Source organism: Paenarthrobacter sp. PAE-2 (assembly GCF_026013155.1).
GTDB lineage: Bacteria > Actinomycetota > Actinomycetes > Actinomycetales > Micrococcaceae > Arthrobacter > Arthrobacter ureafaciens.
In genome coordinates this window covers 29966-45681 of record NZ_JAPDNV010000012.1, presented here as the reverse complement: position 1 = coordinate 45681, position 15716 = coordinate 29966, and the positions used below count along the sequence as shown (strand labels likewise).

At 63.8% G+C, this 15716-nt stretch carries 11 protein-coding genes; 1 reads left to right on the top strand and 10 read right to left on the bottom strand.

Translation table 11 applies throughout. The features are described from left to right. Positions 1–72: 72 nt before the first annotated feature. A complete protein-coding gene (locus OCL88_RS09830; protein ID WP_264962379.1) occupies positions 73–816 on the bottom strand; it encodes a response regulator transcription factor in 744 nt (247 codons plus the stop codon). Positions 817–917: 101 nt separating this feature from the next. Between OCL88_RS09830 and OCL88_RS09825 the strand changes: the two genes are divergently transcribed. Beyond that, the gene (locus tag OCL88_RS09825; RefSeq protein WP_069695628.1) at positions 918–2588 is read left to right on the top strand and encodes a sensor histidine kinase; all 1671 of its coding nucleotides are present in this window, start codon (positions 918–920) and stop codon (positions 2586–2588) included. A 27-nt stretch (positions 2589–2615) separates the two neighbouring features. Here OCL88_RS09825 and OCL88_RS09820 read toward each other — a convergent pair whose 3' ends face one another. The 9 genes from OCL88_RS09820 to OCL88_RS09780 form a co-directional block, all read right to left on the bottom strand. Then, positions 2616–2852, bottom strand: a complete 237-nt coding sequence (locus OCL88_RS09820) for a hypothetical protein (RefSeq protein ID WP_021472762.1) — start codon at positions 2850–2852, stop codon at positions 2616–2618. Positions 2853–2887: 35 nt separating this feature from the next. Further along, entirely contained in the window at positions 2888–4096 is a 1209-nt protein-coding gene (locus tag OCL88_RS09815) for a 5-methylcytosine restriction system specificity protein McrC (RefSeq protein ID WP_062095466.1), read from the bottom strand. A 73-nt stretch (positions 4097–4169) separates the two neighbouring features. After that, a complete protein-coding gene (locus OCL88_RS09810; RefSeq protein WP_264962378.1) occupies positions 4170–6395 on the bottom strand; it encodes an McrB family protein in 2226 nt (741 codons plus the stop codon). Between the two features lie 64 nt (positions 6396–6459). Then, entirely contained in the window at positions 6460–8268 is a 1809-nt protein-coding gene (locus OCL88_RS09805) for a DUF5107 domain-containing protein (RefSeq protein WP_264962377.1), read from the bottom strand. Between the two features lies 1 nt (position 8269). After that, positions 8270–9028 (bottom strand): copper homeostasis protein CutC, encoded by a 759-nt coding sequence (locus OCL88_RS09800; RefSeq protein ID WP_264962376.1) that lies wholly within the window; start codon positions 9026–9028, stop codon positions 8270–8272. Between the two features lie 86 nt (positions 9029–9114). Then, positions 9115–9531 carry an acyl-CoA thioesterase gene (locus OCL88_RS09795; protein ID WP_031216655.1) on the bottom strand — a complete coding sequence of 139 codons (417 nt, stop codon included), beginning with the start codon at positions 9529–9531 and terminating at the stop codon, positions 9115–9117. A gap of 38 nt (positions 9532–9569) precedes the next feature. After that, positions 9570–11654, bottom strand: coding sequence for an ABC transporter ATP-binding protein (locus tag OCL88_RS09790; RefSeq protein ID WP_319951650.1), 2085 nt, complete (start codon positions 11652–11654; stop codon positions 9570–9572). Further along, positions 11651–13384: an ABC transporter ATP-binding protein gene (locus OCL88_RS09785; protein ID WP_021472769.1), complete on the bottom strand. Its 1734-nt coding sequence runs from the start codon at positions 13382–13384 to the stop codon at positions 11651–11653. Before OCL88_RS09785 ends, OCL88_RS09790 begins: the two co-directional genes overlap by 4 nt. A 252-nt stretch (positions 13385–13636) precedes the next feature. Continuing rightward, positions 13637–15715 carry an MDR family MFS transporter gene (locus tag OCL88_RS09780; protein WP_264962375.1) on the bottom strand — a complete coding sequence of 693 codons (2079 nt, stop codon included), beginning with the start codon at positions 15713–15715 and terminating at the stop codon, positions 13637–13639. Between the last annotated feature and the right edge of the window lies 1 nt (position 15716).

The following is a 15716-nucleotide window of genomic DNA, read 5'->3' as shown; positions in this document are numbered from 1 at the left end:
GTCGCAATTGTGCGCGTTTTGAGCGTTCAAAACGCGCACAGCTGCTACCCAGTTGGGCGAGCGGGGCGGGGCTTAGTTGTTGTGGACTGCCGGGGCCAAACGGTAGCCGACGCCGCGGACTGTTTCCAGCCAGCGCGGGCTTTGGATGCTGTCCCCCAGCTTCTTGCGCAGGTTGCCCATGTGGACCTCCACGGCGCGTTCGTCCGCGTCGCTGACGTAACTGCCGACGTCGTACGGTTCGTTGCGGAGGCGACGCGCAAGGTCAGCCTTGGTCCGCACAATCCGGCCGGTCTCCAACAGAGCCACCAGGAGGTCGAATTCGGTGCGGGTCAGCTTCAGTTCACTGCCGTTGAGGACGGCGGTGCGGGATCCGGCCGAAACTGCGAGTCCGTTGTGGGTCATCTCGGGATCGGCGGCTTCCGGGGCGTGCTTGGCGTCCGACGACGACCGCGGCCTCCGCATCATGGCCTCCACCCGGGCGCGCAGCTCGCGGGGCCGGAACGGCTTGGTGAGGTAATCGTCCCCACCGGCTTCAAGGCCCATCAACGTGTCGAGCTCTTCGGCGCGGGCGGTGAGCATGATGATGTAGGCGTCGGAAGTCTTACGGATCTGCCGGGCCACTTCAAAACCGTCGATGTCCGGCAGGCCGAGATCCAGCGTAATAACGTCGGGATTCAATTCCCGGGCGGAGTTGACGCCGGCCGAGCCCGTGGACGCCACATGGACGTCGAAACCCGCCTGGGAAAGGACCACCCGGACCAGTTCGCGGATGTCCTGGTCGTCTTCGATGACCAGTCCCACACGTGCTTCACTCATTGCCGCCCCTCAGCCCGCTTCGATAACCCTTCGAAGTATAACCATTATGGTTAGGCTGATCTCATGAACCGTCTTCCTTCTGCCCCACCGGTGGTTAACCCATGAGCACACCCACCATGTGGGCCGTCGATGACAAGAAGAAACTGTTCATCTTCAAGCGCTCCTTCCATGAGCACAGCCTCCGGATGAGGGTGGTGCTGAGCCAGCTGCCGCTCTCGGTCTGCGTGTGCCTTTCCGCCATCCTCGTGTGGCTGTTCTTCCCGGCCACCCTCGGCAACCCGTTCTTCCTGGTGTTCCTGTTGAGCCAGGCATTCCTCCTGGCCCTTTGCATCGCCGTCCCGTGGCACAAGCTGCCCTTTGCCAGCTTCCTGGTCATCCCGATCCTGGACATCGTCTCCATCGCCTTCGGCCGCGAAGGCGGGCAGGAAGCGCTCACAGGGCTCAGCGTGCTGGTGGTCCTGCCGGTCATTTGGCTGTGCGCCTCCGGCCTTTATCCCCGGCTGGCCATCGCCCTCGCGTTCATCGGGCCGCTGACCATTGTGTGGGCGCCGCTCTTCATCCGCGGCACCTTCACCCAGCAGGACCTCACCAAGCCATTGCTCTTCCCTATCCTGATCCTTGGCATCGGGGTCTCGGTCAGCATCCTCACCCTGAGCATGGTCCGTCAACAACGGGCACTTGAGGAAAAGGACGCGGCCCTCAAATCTGCCCTCGAAGTCAGTACCAAGCAGGAGCGGCTCCTTAACACGGTCATGGAAGCGCTGCCCTTGGGCGTGGTGGCCGTTGACGGCGACGGCCACGACATCCTGATGAACCGCAGGCAGCGGCAGACGCACGCGCTGGCCACTCCCCCGGACAACGACGATCCCAACGAATCCCAGCTCCTGGTGTTCGACACGGACCGCACCACCCCGCTGCCGTCGGACCGCCGGCCCGTCCGCAGGGCGGTGCTGGGCGAGCGTTTCACGGACCAGCTGGTCTGGCTGGGATCCGGCGCCGGGCAGCGCGCATTCACTGCCAGCGCAAGGCCCATGCTTGACCCGGCCGGCAACTTCGCAGGATCCGTAGTGGTCTTCAGCGACGTCACGGAATTGGTCAATGCCTTGGCAGCCAAGGACGAATTCGTGGCCAACGTATCCCACGAGTTCCGGACGCCGCTGACCTCCATCCTCGGCTACGTCGAGCTCATCCTCGATGACCCCAACGGACTGGATCCGAAGTACCGCAAGCAGCTGGACATCGTCCGCCGCAATGCAGAACGCCTGTTGTCACTTGTCTCCGACCTCCTGGCCGTCAGGTCCGGGCAGATCGCCATCCAGCCGCACCCGGTGGATGTTTCCGAACTGGTCCGCGGCAGCGTTGCTTCGGCCGAACCCAGGGCAGCCAAAGCGCACGTCCGCCTTTCCGTGGACGTGCCCGGGACGCTCCATGCCCGCGTGGACTCCTCCCGGATCTCCCAAGTCCTGGACAACCTCGTCTCCAATGCCATCAAGTACTCACCCGACGGCGGGGACGTGGTGGTATCCGCGTGGGAAGACGAGGACCACGTCTATTGCAAGGTCTCCGACACCGGCATGGGCATCCCGCAGGATGAACAAGCGGGAGTCTTCACCAAGTTCTTCCGGGCGGACGGGGTCCGCAACAGCACCATTCCCGGCGTGGGGTTGGGCCTGCCGATCAGCAAGGCGATCGTCGAGGCCCACGGCGGCAGCATCACGCTCCAGAGTGAACCCGGGCAGGGCACCACCTTCACGGTGAAAGTGCCCGCCTAGGCTCCCTCCGGCGTCGGACGTGTCTTCCTAGGCTGCCCCGGCATCCCGCCGGCGGCCGAACACAAAGTAGCTCACCGGACCAAAGAAGTTGATGAAGGACGCAGCCCGCCAGAGGGCCTTCTTGCCCCTGATTTGCGCGTCCGGGGTCTTCGCCAGGCTCCGTTGTGCTGCAATCAGCAGCGTCAGGTTAACCGCGCTGCCCGCCATCATCATGGCCTTCTGCTTGGTGCTCAGATCACGCCAGGACTTCTTCTTCTTAGCCATCATGCCTCCATCGCACTCGCGGTTTACCTCTCAGGCTAGCCGGAGGCTCCCCGCCCCGCCACAGCCTGGCGCACCACTTCTCCCCACGACTGTTCACCGAGGTCCTCGACGGCGGCAAGGATCTCCGCCGGGGGCAGCGACAGGTCCAACGGGTACTCGATGATGTCGATGTCCGTGTTGAGGATCCGCCGCAGCTTGACCTCACCCGTCCCGGCGTAAACAAGCCACGCCGTAGGTACCCGCAAGGCCGTGCAATAGGCCAGCAATTGGTAGTGGTCAGCGTTGAGCGAGGCCCCGGTATCCCCGGCCGCCGTGTATTTGAAGTCGTACACCACCACCGGCTGACCGCCGAGGAAATGCACGGCATCCGGCCGGACCGTCAGGCGGTCGGTATCCTGCACTGCCTCGTTCAGGAGTGCCCCGTACTGCAGCCGCATTTCACCGGGATGCCGGCCCATCGCATGACGCAGGGCGGCGCCCACGAACTCCTGGAAAACCTGCCCCATGTCCACCACGAACGACGCAGACTGCTGTTTGCCCTCGCCTGCCTCGGCCGAGGCGTTGCGCAGGATCACCTCCGCAAGCCGGAGTACGGCGTGGTACCTGAGGTTCATCCGGTTGGCCTGCCACGGCGGCAGCGGCGCGCCGGGCTTGAGCCGGGTGACGGCGTCGAGCTTTCCCTTGAGCTGCCGCAAGCGGCTCAGGACGTCGGCACGCACACCGGGGACCTTGCTCATCCGGTCGAGGGCGGCGCGCAGGATGCGGTTCTCCGCGATGTCCTCGGTGAATTCGTCATAGGACACTTCCAGCGGGACCAGCATGCCGGGCCGGCGCGAGATCTGGTCCGAGATGCGGATGCGGCCCTTGACGGTCCGGAGGGATTCGTCGATGGTCAGGTAGCCCTGGAGGACGCCCCGGTTCAAGGCCTTCTCCGCCAACTGCGCCAGGGACTGCGCCAACGCGCTCCACAGATCCGGATGTTCCGTTGCCTCCACGGTGTGGTCACGGAAGCCTTGGTCGCCGGCGAAGCTCAGCAGGAACAGCAAGCGGTTCAGGCCCAGGCGACCCTTCGGACGGACTTCCAACTGCACGGCGGCCGTCCGGACCGAACCAACTTTTCCCACAGGTTCGATCCTGTACAGGCCCATCCCCATGGGCGAAGCCTTGGCCAGGCCACTGGCGTTGATGAACGCAGCCGACTCCGGGTCAAGTTTGTCCACCACCCCACGCGAGAGCTCGTCCATGAGGATGTGCCGCACCCCCGTTGGAGTTTTTGCTGCGCTGGCCGGCGCCCGCCCGGGACGGGGCGGGATGGCGTTAGCGGGAAGCAAGACGTCCCAGCAACTGGTCCAGGCCGAAGCGTTCTTCCAGCTGCGCCCGGTTCAGTTGCCCGTGGTAGTGCTCCTCCAGCAGCGGCATGAGCTCGTACTTCCAGATCCGCCGCAGGCCCGTGGGGGTTTGGGCTGCCGGCTTCATGAAGTAGGACGGGCCGATCATGAGGTCCCTGTCCCAGTCATCGATGGCGGCATTGAGGGCATCCAGCAAATCCGCGTTGAGGGTATCCAGGCCGCGGGCTTCCAGGAACCGCCGCAGCGAACCCTTCACCGGCTCCACATTCGGGTGCAGCTCAATGAACGCGAAGCGGCGCCGGATGGCGGCGTCCATCATGGCGATGGAACGGTCCGCCGTGTTCATGGTGCCAATGATGTACAGGTTGTCCGGCAGGCTGAAGGGCTCATTCGGGCTGTACTGCAGGTAGATGCGGTCATCCCGGTATTCGAGCAGGAAGTAGAGCTCGCCGAAGACCTTGGCCAGGTTGGCCCTGTTCATCTCGTCAATGATCAGGAAGTAAGGCTTGTGCGCGTTCTCCGGCTTCGCGGCTTCCTCCGCGAGGCGGCGCAGCGGACCGGCAACCAGTTTGAAGGAAACCTGGCCGTCGTCGGTCTTGTCCGGACGGTAACCCTCGAAGAAATCCTCGTAGGCATAGGAAGGATGGAACTGCACCAGCTTGACGCGTTCGTCCGTGCTGTCCCCCGCCAGCTCCGCGGCGAGGTGCTTGGCCAGGTACGTCTTGCCGGTGCCGGGGGGACCATAGAGCACCAACTGCCGGTTCTCCTCCAACAGTTCCGCGATTTCCTTGAGCGGTTCGAGGTCCATGTGGAGCGAGGCTGCGAACTCTTCGGTCAGGGGCCGGAAGCCCTGCTGAACAACCTCGACGACGGCGGTGGGCGGGGTCTCGTCCTCGCCGTCCGTTTCTGCCTCCACCGGGAGGAGCTCCTGGAGCGCCTGGATCACCCTGGTGACGTCCACGATGATGCCGGGCGTGGACAGCTGGCGCTGTGCGTGGCGCGGCAGCTCCGTGATGGCGTAACTGTCGTCGAACCAGCGCACTTTGCGTTGGATCCGGCGGTTCTCGTGATCCGGTTCGCCCAGTACAACCCCCACGCGGACCCGCCCCGCCTGCTGGTAGAGCGTCAGGTCTCCGGGCTTCATGACGGTCAGGAAAGCGAAGACGGCGGTCTTGGTGTCCTCGCGCTCCACGTATCCAAGGTGCTTGCAGTCCTCGTCTACGGCGTGCTGGACCACCCCCGCGGTGACTCCGGCCTCCAGCGAGCGCAAGTGCTCAACGTCCAGGGTGGCTTTCTCCTCCGCCACCCAGGACGCCAACAGGTCCGCGTTGTCATGGTGTGTGCGCAGCAGCCAGGAACGGCGGCCCGGGTCTCCCACCTTCCGCCATTGGCTCACCAATTGCCGGGCATACCAGTCGATCCGCTGGCCTGCCTGCTCGTCCAGGTGGAGGCGGATGCGGTGGATGTCAGCGGTGATGTCCTCTTCGGTATCGCCTTTGGCGCCGCCCACAAGGGAAGCGAAGGCATCCCGGATCTCGCGCCGTTCCACGTCCGCCACTACCGGCTCGAAGTAGCTGGGCCACACCAGGTATTCGATGCTGCGCCGCAGGGCGGGCTGGTCCTCGGGCGTACCTGCCGCGAGTTCGTGGAACTTGAGTGGATCGGCCAGCGCCCGGTTGATGGTCTCCGTGCTCTGGCTGTCAACGTGCTCCACGAAACGGCACAGCCACGTCAGGTGGTCCCAGATGGTCCAGTTGAATTCCGCTGTGCGGTCCCGGATCACGCCGTGGTCCGTCATGCCTTGGTACAGCTCTTCGGGCAGATCGACCGGCGGTTCCACCCAGGACGCCGCCTCGGCTACACGCGCGCGCTTCACACGCAGGGACTTGACCTCGTGGGCCAGCGGCAGCGACTGCAAATACAGCAGCTCGACAGCCAGAAGCTTCGCCTCGCGTGATGCGCCTTCCAGGTTCTGCCGCAGGTTGGTCATCATGGGCGCCTTGGAGTCCCCGACGCCCCGCTCCAGCCGTTCCAGCAACTCGCGGGCAGCCTCCGCTGTCCACGTCAGCGTCCGCCCGTCAATGGCTGAAGGCTTCCCTTGCAAAGCGGGCTGGAGTACGTACCAGGCAGCGTCCTCGATCTCTTTCGAGATTCCGGGGGCGCGGTCAACGGCAGGCAACACAGGGGAGGTCATTTAAGCCAACTTACCTTGTTTGGGTTAAGTCGGCATCTGGATATCCACAGGCTTCATTCAGCATTTAATGCATCCCGAATTGGTAAGCAGCAGGCACGGGTTCCCCGGCACACACCTCTTCCCACAGCGCCGCGATGGCGTCCTCTCCTTCGCGAAGATCCGGGATTTCCACGCCCGCACGGAGGATGGCCGCGGCCTCCGCTGCCCTGCCGCTCCGGGCCAGCGCAGTGGCCTTCAGGAACATCAAACGTCCGACGGCGGCGCCCTCCGTGGGAGCGGATCCGGTCAGTTCCAGCGCCATGGCCGGATCACCATGGCGAACTGCCAAGGTGGCTGCTTCCGTCAGCAACCAGGTGTTGGAGGGATTTCTCCGGACAGCCGTCCGCAGTTCAGCCAACCCCTCCTGTTCGCTGCCTGCTGCCAGGAGAACCAGCGCCAACCCCCGCCGGGCGAGCGCGATCGTCGCCGGCCTGGCGCCGTTCGATTCGAGGACGCGGCGATACTCCTCCGTGGCGCCTTCCAGATCCTGCCGGGCGTGCCGCATGGTGGCCAGGTGGTAGTGGGCCTCGGGGCTCTCCTGCCCGGCCAATAACCCTTCCCAGTCCGCCCCTGCCACAAAGGAGGGAGCGCCGTCGAACGCTTGTCCCTTCAGCAGCCCCAGCCAGGGTTCCTGCTCCGCGGTCAGGCTCTCCAGCACGAACGGCGTCCCGCTTTCGGCAACCCAGCTCCGGCCGGCGCGTCGGCGACGGGCCCGCTCAAGCGCGCCCCAGCCGCTGCCGATCCGGACCATGGTGGACGGCGGCACGTCAGCGTCGCGTATGGCTGCCGGCAACAGCGACTCCAGTTCCTCACGGGGCATCAGCGTTTCCAGACGCTCCCCGGCGTGCGCCACTGCCGCCTGCCAGTCCGTGCCGTGGGAGATCCCCGGATCCAGGCTGCCGTTCCCGTAAGCCTCAACCCAGCACCACTGGCTGCCCGCGGGCATGGCGAGGTGTTCGAACTGCGTCCGGGCCAGTCCGGCCTGGATTTCCGCGTAGGGACCGGCACCGGGGCTCAACCATTCCTGCCACCGCTTGCCGCCTGCGCCCTGGCCCCACACGAAGAGCTTCTTTCCGCGCAGCAGGTCCGTGGACAGCATGGCCAGCCCATCGCCGTCGTCATCCGCTGCCACCACCCAACGGCGCTCCGAAGGGTCGATGTCGAAGAAGAAATCCGCGGCATGGGGACTGTTGACCAACCATGTGCCGTCATAGCCTTCGTGGTTGGTGGGTGTGACGCGGGTGATGTCGGTGGCGTAATCGCTGCCAAAGGCCTCCTCGGCAGGTGCGATCACCCGGGTCCTGTCCGTCTCCGGAATCGCAGCGTTGCTCCACCAGTACATGGGGACGTCATGATCGTTGGGATTCAGGATCCTGACGGCAGCCAAGAGCACCTCCGAATCGGCCGGAAGCCAGATGTCCGCTTGGAACACCACCTCGCGGAGCCGTTCGTACTCCCACATGCGGAGGATGTGCTTGCCGTCGGACGTGTGCACGATCGCCGTATGCAAGGGATCGCAGCTGGTGGGCGAATGTCCCCGGGTGCCGATGTTCCATTCCAGGCCGCCTGCAAACCAGGCCTTCCGCAATGCGATGTTGGCGATCTGGGGTGCCGCATGGGTGTGCAGGAGCTGCTTGCCGGTGGCCTTGTCGAAAAGCTCCCAGATCCGCCCGCCCATGGACGGCAGGACAGTCGCCTTCAGCTCCTCCGGGACGCCCTCCCCCACACTGTAGGGTTCCTCGAGCTCCGAGCCGACCACCGGCAACGGATTCAGAGGGCCCAACCCGGCCATGGTCAGGGTCAGGGTGCTAACTGTGATGTTGGACGATGCCACGTCATGACCCCATCGTTGCCGCATTCACTGCCGCCCTCGCTGCACGGACGGTCTCCCGGTCGGTTACCGCGTAGGCCGTAGGATCGGCACCGTCCCGGCTGCCGAGGGCGACGGCAGAGTCCGCGAGCGTGGACACGGTCCGTTTCGCGGAGAGATGCACTGCTGAGAGGCCGGCGGCGTGCATGGCCGGGATGTCGGCAAGCTTGAGCCCTCCCCCGGCCATGATTTCCATGGCGCCGGAGGCCCGTTCAACGAGCCGCGCCAGTGTGTGCAGGCCTTCCCCTGCCGTTGATTCATGTCCGGAGGTGAGGACCCGGGTGAACCCCAGATCCAGGAGGAGGTCCAACGCAGCCAAGGGGTCGCGGGACTGATCGATGGCCCGGTGGAAGGTGAGCCGGGCCTCCGGGTTTGTTTCCTTTGCCGATTCAAGGAGCCGTCGAACAACCGGAACGTCCACTTCCTGTTCCGCAGTCAGCACGCCCACCACTACCCCGGCTGCGCCTTGGCGCAGCAGATGCTTGATCTCGTGGACCATGGTGTCTACATCCGAGGCAGAGTAATGGAAATCTCCGGGGCGGGGCCGCACCAGGGCGTGGACTTCCAGCCGTCCGTCAACGTGTTCAAGGCTCGCTTCCAAGAGTCCTTGGCTGGGCGTGATGCCTCCCAGTTCCAGGCTGCTGCAGAGTTCAACCGTGTCCGCGCCCTCGGCTGCGGACGTGCCTGCACCGGCGGCGCTGGTCACCGCGATCTCAAGTCTCATGAGGAAACTCTAGGTCGCCCCGACTGGGCGCACCACGCCTGCCGCTTAAGGAATTCCACATCATCCATGCGGCAGGGCGTGGGGATTTACGCGCGGTAGGCTTCGAGCTTTTCCTTCTGCTCCGGGGTGAGGCGCAGCACCCTCCCCGTTGACTCGGCCACGAACGCCAGGTGCGTGCTGGCCTTGACGCACTCTTCCTTGGTAACAGGGTCCTTGATGACGTAGTGGAGATCGAAGCTGGCACCCTTGATGGCGCCAACCCAAATCTCGACGACGGCCGGCACATTGCGGTACTCCAGGGTGCGGACGTACCTGACCTTGTGTTCCACAACGAGCGTCATGATGCCTTCTCCGACGTCGTTGAACAACGCAGCGGGCGGCTCAACGCCAGGCAAGCCGGCACCGGCCGGCGGCCCGAAAGCCGCAATGCGGGCCTCTTCGAGCATGCGCACGATCTGCACGTTGTTGATGTGGCCGTACGCATCCATGTCGCCCCAGCGCATGGGTACCAGTACCTCCATGCGCCGGGGTTTTCCGATGCTCAGCTGTGCACCGCCGTCGAATCATCCACCGAGACTTCCTCGGCGTCTTCACCCGCGAATTGCGACATGTACAGGCGGTAGTACGCGCCCTGCCGTGCCAGCAGTTGGCCGTGGTTGCCTTGCTCCACGATTTGCCCGTTTTCCATCACCAGGATGGTGTCGGCATCACGGATGGTGGAGAGCCGATGGGCGATCACAAAGCTGGTGCGGTCCGTGCGGAGCGCTGCCATGGCCTTCTGGAGCAGTAGTTCCGTGCGGGTGTCGACCGAGCTGGTGGCCTCGTCAAGGATGAGCAGTGACGGGTTGGAGACAAAAGCCCGGGCGATGGTGATGAGCTGTTTCTCACCGGCACTGACGTTGTTGCCTTCTTCATCAATGATGGTCTGGTAACCATCAGGAAGGGCCCGGACGAAGCGGTCCACGTACGTCGCCTTGGCGGCCTCCATGATCTGCTCTTCCGTAGCGTCGAGGTTGCCGTACCGGATGTTGTCGTAGATAGTCCCACCGAAGAGCCAGGCGTCTTGAAGCACCATGCCCACCTTGGAACGCAGTTCCGCCCGGCTGAGTTCCTTGATGTCGACGCCGTCCAAAGTGATCCGCCCGGCGTTGAGTTCATAGAAGCGCATCACGAGGTTCACCAGGGTGGTTTTGCCTGCACCGGTGGGGCCAACAATCGCCACGGTGTGGCCGGGCTCGGCACTGAACGACAGGTCCTCGATCAGCGGCTTATCCTCCACGTAGCTGAAGGAGACGTGATCGAACTCCACGTGGCCGTCGGTCTTGGGCGGCAGGTTCCTTGTTCCGGTCTCCGGGACTTCGTCCTCGGCGTCGAGGAACTCGAACACACGCTCGGCGGATGCCACACCGGACTGCAGCATGTTGGCCATGCCGGCAATCTGGCCCAGAGGCTGGGTGAACTCGCGGGAGTACTGGATGAAGGCTGTGGCATCGCCCAAGCTCATGGAACCCGACGCAACGCGCAGGCCGCCCACAACTGCGATGCCGACGTAGGACAAGTAGGACACGAAGTTCATGGCCGGGAAGATGATGCCGGAGACGAACTGCGCCCCGAAGGAGGCCTTGTAGAGTTCCTCGTTCTTTTCGTCGAAACGAATCAACATGTCTGCATCGCGACCGAAGACCTTCACGAGGTCGTGGCCGGAGAACGATTCTTCGATCTGGCCGTTCAGCGCGCCAGTGTTCTTCCACTGGGCGGCAAAGAGCTTCTGGCTGCGGGCACCAATGACACCTGCCAGGACTCCGGACAGCGGCAGCGCGATGAGCGCAATCAGGGCCAGTTCCCAGGACACGATGAACATCATCACGATGATGCCCAGGACCGTCAGTACCGAACTGACCAACTGAGCGAAGGCCTGCTGCAGGCCCTGCTGCACGTTGTCGACGTCGTTGGTGACGCGGGACAGGATGTCACCGCGCTGGCGGGTGTCGAAGTAGTTCAGCGGCAGCCGGTTCAGCTTGGCCTGGACCTCATCGCGGAGATTCTTGATGACCCGCATGACAATCCGGTTCAGCAACCATCCCTGGGCCCACAGGAAAATGTTGGCCACGAAGTACATCAGGAGCACGATCGAGATCAGGAACGTCAGCTTGGGGAAGTCGATGCCGTTGGTCAGCGTCATCTTGGAGACCATGTCCGCGAAGTTGTCCTGGCCCTGCTGGCGCATGATTTCCGCGAACTGTTCCGGGCTCACTCCGGGAGGGAGCTGCTTGCCGATGACGCCGCCAAAAATAACGTCCATGGCGCTGCCGAGGATCTTCGGTGCAATGACGTTCAGCACCACGGAAACAACAACAAGCCCAATAACGATCGAGACGCCGATGCGCTCGGGCTTCAGCAACCCCATGAGTCGCTTGGCGGAGGGCCAGAAGGCCTTCGCTTTCTTGGCGGGCACGTCACCGAACATGCCGCCGTCGGCCTCCGTGGGGACGTACTCCTCCTCGACGAAGTCTTCGTCTTCCATGGCCTCGGTGGCGACGTCCGCCGCGGCCGACGCTTTGGCGGCTTTGGCAGCTTCTGCCTTCGCAGCCCAGCCGCGTTTCTTCTGCTGGTCCTGCCCGCTCATGCCATTTCCTCTACGCTCAGCTGCGATTCAACAATTTCCTGATAAGTGGGCGAGGTTTCCAAGAGTTCGTCGTGCGTTCCGCGGTCCACGATCCGGCCGTTGTCCAGCACGAGGATCTCATCGGCATCCTGGATGGTGGACACGCGTTGGGCGACGATGATCACCGTGGCGTCCTGCGTCTTGGCTTTCAATGCCTTCCGCAGTCGGGCGTCGGTGGCAACGTCCAAAGCGGAGAACGAATCGTCGAATACGTAGACATTGGGTTTTGTGACCAAGGCCCTGGCGATGCAAAGCCGCTGGCGCTGCCCGCCGGAAACGTTGGTTCCGCCCTGGGAGATCCGGCGGTTCAAGCCGGCGGACTTCTCCTCCACAAATCCCTTGGCCTGCGCCGTTTCCAGCGCATCCCACAGTTCCTGGTCCGTGGCTTCCGTCTTGCCGAACCGCAGGTTGTGTTCGATGGTGCCGGAGAACAGGTACGGCTTTTGCGGAACAGCGGCCACGCGGCTGCTGATCTCCGAGGCATCCAGTTGGGTGACCGGGACGCCGTCGAGCAGTACTTCACCGGAAGCGACGTCATAGAGCCGCGGCAGCAGTGAAACCAGCGTGGTCTTGCCCGCGCCGGTTGACCCGATAATGGCCAGCGTCTTGCCGGGTTCGGCCGTGAAGGAGACATTGCTCAGCACCGGGGCTTCGGCGCCCGGGTACTTGAACGTCACGTCCCGGTACTCCACGCGGCCCGCCTTGGCAGCTGGTACCACCGGGTTGACGGGGTTGTGGATGGAGGGTTCGACGTCGAGCACCTCGCCAATGCGGTCTGCACACACCGAGGCGCGCGGAATCATCATCGCCATGAAGGTACCCATCATGACGGCGATCAGGATCTGAAGCAGGTACTGGAGGAAGGCGGTGAGTGCCCCCACCTGCATCTCCCCGGAGTCAACGCGCTGGCCACCGAACCACAGCACGGCAGCAGTGGAAAGGTGGAGGATCATGCCGATGGCAGGGAACATCAGGACGAAGAGGTTTCCGATCTTGACCGACACCGCGGTGAGGTCCTGGTTGGCATCACCGAACCGCTTTGCCTCATAGGGCTCACGGACGAAGGCACGTACAACGCGGATACCGATGATCTGTTCGCGGAGTACCCCGTTGATGGCGTCGATCTTGGCCTGCATCGAGCGAAACAACGGCATCAGCCGGACCACGAGGTAACCCACCACTGCTACCAGTAACGGTACGGAAACCCAGACCAGCCAGGAAAGGGACAAATCCTCGCGAAGAGCCATGATGATTCCACCCACGCACATGATGGGTGTGGAAACCATGAAGTTCAGGCCCATCAGCACCAGCATTTGGACCTGCTGGACGTCGTTGGTGCCGCGGGTGATCAGCGTCGGAGCACCAAACCGGTTGACGTCCTGGGCCGAGAAACTGCTGACTTGGCGGTAGACGGAGCGCCGGAGGTCCCGGCCGATTGCCATGGCCGTCCGGGAACCGAAGTAGACGGCTGCGATGGCGGTAAGTACCTGGCCCAAGGCAACGGCGAGCATGAGTGCCCCGGTGCGCCAGATGAAATCGGTATCGCCGCGGGAGACTCCCTCGTCAATGATTTTGGCATTGAGGCTGGGGAGGTACAGCGTGGCAATAGTGGACGCCAACTGGAATATCAGGACGGCCACTATCTGCGGCAAATACGGCTTGGAGTAGCGCCGTATAAGGGTGACAAGCATGCCCACGGATCCTTAAGGAGAGTGCGTGAATGAGGTAAAAGAAGTTTTAGCAGCAGGCGCTGACAGTATTAGCGTCCTTACTCTACGTAATCCCCTGCCCCCGCGAAACAACCACGGGCAAAGATCATCCCAGCGGATTAGTCCATTCGTTTCCGGTTCTCCCGGAGGATCAGCAGACCGTGAGTGCGCAGAGCAAGGCGCCGGCTGGATGACCCGGCCGGCGCCTTGATTGGTGCGGATGCCGCGGAGGAACTAGCCAGCGTGCTTGCCGTGGTCCGATCGGGACTCGACGCCCTGGAGGAGCATCAATGCCATGCGTTCCTGCTGCCGGCGTTCGCGCTTGAGTTCGCGTCGCAGCGCTTTCAGATCTTCGGCGGTACGGGCTTGCTGTTCGGCCAGTGACTGCTGTTCGCGCAGGCGTGCTTGAAGCTCCACGTTGGCACGGCTCAGTTGCAGTTGCTGCTCCGCCAGGACGTACTGGGTGCGGGAGAGCTGCTCCTGCAGTTCCTTCACGTCGCCCGGCTTGGCATCGGGATTGGAGGCCTGGGAGTTCGGGCGTTCCTGCGTGAGGATCCGGGCGAACTCGAGGTCCAGGTCTTCCGCTGAGCGTTCGCCCATGGGCCTGCCGCTTCGCCCGTGTCCCACGGCATTCCCGGCGCCGGAGGACCTCTGTCGGGTTCCGTCGTCGGGCTTGACCGCGTCCAGGGAGGCGGTGTCCAGGGACATGCCGGCGTCACCGGAGGCAGTGGCGATCAGTTCCTTCTCGGGTGCCGCGTCAACGGTGCGGCGCAGCGGACGTTCCTTGATGAGCAGTACTGCGATGAGTGCCACCACACTGATCACTGCCGAGATCAGGAAGATCTGGGCCGTGGCGTCGCCGTAGGCAGCGCGCATGATGTCCGCGATGGGAGCGGGCATGTCGGCGAGGTCCAAGCTGGCTCCGGAGGAGTCGCCCTGAACGGGAATGCCTGCCGCAGCGAGCCCCTCAGTGGCAAGGTCCTTGACATGGTTGGACATGATGGCGCCAAGCACGGAGACGCCGATCGCGCCGCCTACCGAGCGGAAGAACGCCACCGAGGCACTGGCCGTACCGATGTCCGTGGCGCGGACGGTGTTCTGTACTGCCAACACCAGGTTCTGCATCAGCATGCCCAGTCCGAGGCCGAACACTGCCGTGTAGATGGCCACAAGCCACAGCTCGGTGGTGTGGTCCATGGTGCCGGCGAAGGCGAGGCCGCCGATCAACAGGACGCTGCCGGCAATAAGGAACCTCTTCCACTTGCCGAAGCGGCTGATGAGGATACCGCTGGCAACGGACCCGATCAGGTTTCCGGCGATCATCGGCAGCGTGAGGAGTCCCGCCTCGGTGGGCGTGGCTCCACGGGCCACCTGGAAGTACTGACCAAGAAAAGTGGAGGAACCGAACATTGCGATGCCTACGGACACCGAAGCCAGGATGGCCAGGGCCGTGGTGCGCTCGGAGATAATCTTGAGCGGAATGATGGGCTGCTGGACCTTGCCCTCGACGAACACCAGCAGGGCCAACAAGACCACGCCACCGCCCACCATGAGGGCTGACTGCCAGGACACCCAGTCGTAGTACTCCGGATCACCCGCGAAGGAGACCCAGATGAGGAGCAGGCTGACGCCGGACGTCAGGAGGATGGAGCCGAGCCAGTCGATCTTCGCCGGGCGCTTGATGTGCTGGATCTTCAACGTGATCTGGAGCAGGATCAGCGCAACCACTGCCAGCGGCACGCAGACGAAGAACGTCCAGCGCCATCCCAGCGGGCTGTCAACGATGAAGCCGCCCAGCAACGGACCACCCGCGGTGCCGACTGCCATGACGGCGCCCATGTACCCGGAGTACTTGCCGCGGTCCCGCGGCGGAATCATGGAGCCGATGATGGCCTGCGCCAAAGCGGTGAGGCCACCCATGGCGACACCTTGGATGACGCGGGCGGTCAGCAGCAGCGGAATGGTTTCCGACAGGCCGGCCATGACGGAGCCCGCCACGAAGATGATGATGCTCAGCTGGACCAGGAGCTTCTTGTCGAAGAGGTCGGCGAGCTTGCCCCAAATGGGCGTCGTTGCAGCGTTGGCCAGCAGTGCCGCGGTGATGACCCAGGCGAAATCGGTCTGGGTGCCATGCAGCTCGGACATGATGGTGGGCAGTGCGTTTGCCACGATCGTGCTGCTGAGGATTGCCGTGAAGAAGGCAGCGAGCAGGCCCGTGAGCGCTTCCATGATCTGGCGGTGCGTCATGGGCGCAGCGGCGCCGCCGGCCGAAGGCTGCCCCGCGCCCGGGGCCTGGGTTGATGGTCTGGCCATT

Excerpts from the sequence above, each read along its gene's own strand:
- OCL88_RS09790 (WP_319951650.1), bottom strand. The coding sequence starts at position 11,654 with ATGAGCGGGCAGGACCAGCAGAAGAAACGCGGCTGGGCTGCGAAGGCA.
- OCL88_RS09810 (WP_264962378.1), bottom strand. The coding sequence starts at position 6,395 with ATGACCTCCCCTGTGTTGCCTGCCGTTGACCGCGCCCCCGGAATCTCG.
- OCL88_RS09815 (WP_062095466.1), bottom strand. The coding sequence starts at position 4,096 with ATGGACGAGCTCTCGCGTGGGGTGGTGGACAAACTTGACCCGGAGTCG.
- OCL88_RS09825 (WP_069695628.1), top strand. The coding sequence starts at position 918 with ATGAGCACACCCACCATGTGGGCCGTCGATGACAAGAAGAAACTGTTC.
- OCL88_RS09785 (WP_021472769.1), bottom strand. The coding sequence starts at position 13,384 with ATGCTTGTCACCCTTATACGGCGCTACTCCAAGCCGTATTTGCCGCAG.
- OCL88_RS09800 (WP_264962376.1), bottom strand. The coding sequence starts at position 9,028 with ATGAGACTTGAGATCGCGGTGACCAGCGCCGCCGGTGCAGGCACGTCC.
- OCL88_RS09820 (WP_021472762.1), bottom strand. The coding sequence starts at position 2,852 with ATGGCTAAGAAGAAGAAGTCCTGGCGTGATCTGAGCACCAAGCAGAAG.
- OCL88_RS09780 (WP_264962375.1), bottom strand. The coding sequence starts at position 15,715 with ATGGCCAGACCATCAACCCAGGCCCCGGGCGCGGGGCAGCCTTCGGCC.
- OCL88_RS09795 (WP_031216655.1), bottom strand. The coding sequence starts at position 9,531 with ATGCGCTGGGGCGACATGGATGCGTACGGCCACATCAACAACGTGCAG.
- OCL88_RS09830 (WP_264962379.1), bottom strand. The coding sequence starts at position 816 with ATGAGTGAAGCACGTGTGGGACTGGTCATCGAAGACGACCAGGACATC.